Source organism: Thiohalophilus sp. (assembly GCF_031581315.1).
Taxonomy (GTDB): domain Bacteria; phylum Pseudomonadota; class Gammaproteobacteria; order UBA6429; family Thiohalophilaceae; genus Thiohalophilus.
This window is the reverse complement of the sequence record NZ_JAVLAZ010000157.1, coordinates 1-2,723: the sequence shown is the minus strand read 5'-3', so window position 1 is coordinate 2,723 and position 2,723 is coordinate 1. Positions and strand designations below refer to the sequence as shown.

The following is a 2,723-nucleotide window of genomic DNA, read 5'->3' as shown; positions in this document are numbered from 1 at the left end:
CTCTCGTTGTTGCTGTTGCACGCCGTCATTGGTTTGCTGGGTTACCTGGGACATCTCCTCGGCGGCAGTGGCCAGCTGGGTGGTGGAACCGGCGACCTGTTGCACGGTGAGACGGACCTTTTCGGCAAACTGGTTGAACGCATCGGACAGACGGGCGACCTCGTCCTGGCCATTCACCGGCAGACGTCGGGTCAGATCGCCTTCGCCCCGGGCAATGTCGGTCATCGCCGCGGCGGCATTGCGCAGCGGGCGTGAAATCGTGCGACCGATATACAGGGCAAATGCCAGGGCCACGGCCAGGGCGATGGCGCTGGCCAGCAGAATCAGGTTGCGGGTTTCGGCCAGGGCACTGATGTTGTGACTGCGATCCATAGCGATTTCGAGCACGCCGACGGGGTTGCCACTGAAGTCGTTGATAACCCGGCCATACACTGCGTAAGACACGTCAGCGTGGGTGGTGTTCATCACCCGGGGTTCACCGTTATAGGCGGCCTGCAAGGCCGGTTCGCTGAGCAGGCGGGTTTCGCCCAGTGTGGAACCGAAGGTCTGAAAATCCCCGTTGTTGTTCAGATGCAGCGCGATATCGACGTCATACTTGGCCTTGAAATTGTCGAAAAACGGCTGACCGAAGGACATGCCGAATTCCACCGAGCCGATATGCTCGCCGCGGGCGAAAACCGGGCTGATGCCCCGAATACCGAGACCGGCGACCCCTTTTTCCAGCCCCTGCACCTGCTGACGTTCCCGATTGACCGCCAGGACCGTCTTACGAAAACCGGAGAGATCGTCACCGAATTTTTCGGGTTTGTGCGCGCGCAAAAAGGAGGTGGCCGGCGGCCGATGGAACTGGAACTGGCGCACGGCATACTGCTGTTCGAGGGTTTTGAACAGCGGTACGGTAATCCCGGCGAGCGCCTCGCGGTTACCTGCGGCGAAATGCTCCTGCATCGAGGGCAGGGAGGCCATGCTGACACTCAGGGCCTCGGCCAGCCGGCCTTCCGAGGCCAGCTCGGCGTTGGCGCTTTCATACAGGCTGCGCAGTTCGCGCTGCTCCGCCTGGCCAACGATGTCATTCACCTTGGTGAACATGACCGGCAGGATCATGGCCAGGACCAGGACCAGGACCAGAATAAAGCCGAGCCGCAGTCGGGCTCCGATAGAGAGTGTGTTCAACATGACGTGCCTCGAGCAAAAAACAGGTTAATGGATGTGCCCGGGTTAATCGGTTATGTATTAGCAAACTTTAATATAAAAATGATTCTTATTCGCAAAAATAGACATTCTATTTGGAGGGGTTTTGACCACAACCCGGTGAGTGGGTTGTGCGGTTCGTAGTCAATTCCGCCTGTCTGCTAAGATGGCCATCGATTATTAGCGGGAGTCGAACATGAGTGAAAAAGTCGCGGTTCTGGTCAACGGCCAGGAAACAATTGAATATGACCGCAACAAAGCGCTGAGCGATCTGCAAAAACAGTATCTGGATAAAATGGACCGGGAGATGGATCAGGGGATAGAGCTGGCCGGGGAGCGCATCGAACAGCCGGATCAGACCCAGCGCGCCAAGTATGTGGCCAATGCGCTGCTGGAGTCGATTCAAAGTGATAATGAGCCGCGTATTGCCGCCACCTGTTCCTACCTGGCCGAACGTCTGCCGGAGTTAAAACAGATTCGCGCCGATCTCAAGGGCGAGAGCTTCAGTATCGACCTGGTCTTCGATCGCCCGCACGAGAATCAGGTGCGCGTGGATTTTGATCCCGGTGCCGGCAAACACGGTTTTCACTGAAGTGGCGATAAACTTGTATACTCTAAAAAAGACCGTGTACATCGGTACTTCGGATAAATAGCAACCTCTTCCAAATATAATTAGAGCGACCCTTGATGAAGCAGTTACTGATTGAACTTAAACCGTTGCGTATTGTGCTGCTCCTGTGTGCGTTGCTGACGGTTATCCTGCAGCCGGAACCGGGAGCCTCGCCGGTCTATCATGGCTGGGATGTGGTTTCGACTCTGCTGATCCCGGTACTGGCCCCATTGATGTTTATGTTGTTGATGCTGGATGCCCTGATGACCACCATGCTGCGCAGTCAGAGTACCGGCGAGGAACGGGCGCGCTATGGTCGGGTACGCAATACCGTGCTGACGGTGGGAGTTCTGGTGTTGCTGGCCTGGCTCCCCTATTTTATTGCCCTGATGAGTTAACGGAGCCGGACATGGCGCTTTTAGTGCAGAAAACGGATGACAGTGCCGGCATTAAACTGCCGATCGACAAACAGCGGATCAGCATTGGCCGCAATAGTGAGAATGACATTAGTCTGGAAGATGAGCTGGTCAGTAAGGAACATGCCGTCATCGAGGTCATGGCAGCGCCGGATCAAAGCGGACAGATCGAGTTTGTACTCCAGGACCTGGACTCCACCAACCGTACCTACGTCAACGATCACCCCGTAACCCTGCACAAGTTACGTCATGGCGATGTGATACGGATCGGCATCAACCTGTTCAAATTCGTCGATGAAGCCCGCGAGGATACCAAGGAAACCGCCCAGCTCTACAAAACCTGGATCCCCGGCGTGTTCTACACCGGCAAAAAGAAAAAACAGGCGAAGAAAAAAACGACAAAAAAGAAACGCTGATCTTCGGGGTCCGGTTAACCTGGCAGAGAAAAGATCTCAACGCAGAGGCTGAAAATAATGTTGAATTTTGAATGATGAGTTCTGAATTGT

The 2,723-nt window shown here is 55.2% G+C and carries 4 protein-coding genes; 3 read left to right on the top strand and 1 reads right to left on the bottom strand.

Annotation, left to right across the window (positions count from 1 at the left end; genetic code table 11):
- The coding region (locus RI563_RS13080; RefSeq protein ID WP_310694824.1) for a methyl-accepting chemotaxis protein at positions 1–1,176 on the bottom strand (1,176 nt) is incomplete at its 3' end.
- 211 nt (positions 1,177–1,387) lie between these two features.
- On the opposite strand from RI563_RS13080, the gene RI563_RS13075 reads away from it, so the two are divergent.
- From RI563_RS13075 to RI563_RS13065, 3 genes are all read left to right on the top strand, one after another.
- The gene (locus RI563_RS13075) at positions 1,388–1,783 is read left to right on the top strand and encodes a hypothetical protein (RefSeq protein ID WP_310694823.1); all 396 of its coding nucleotides are present in this window, start codon (positions 1,388–1,390) and stop codon (positions 1,781–1,783) included.
- A gap of 95 nt (positions 1,784–1,878) precedes the next feature.
- Complete coding sequence (locus tag RI563_RS13070) at positions 1,879–2,199, top strand: hypothetical protein (RefSeq protein WP_310694822.1); 321 nt, start codon at positions 1,879–1,881, stop codon at positions 2,197–2,199.
- An 11-nt stretch (positions 2,200–2,210) separates the two neighbouring features.
- Positions 2,211–2,633, top strand: a complete 423-nt coding sequence (locus RI563_RS13065; protein WP_310694821.1) for an FHA domain-containing protein — start codon at positions 2,211–2,213, stop codon at positions 2,631–2,633.
- The last annotated feature ends 90 nt before the right edge of the window (positions 2,634–2,723 follow it).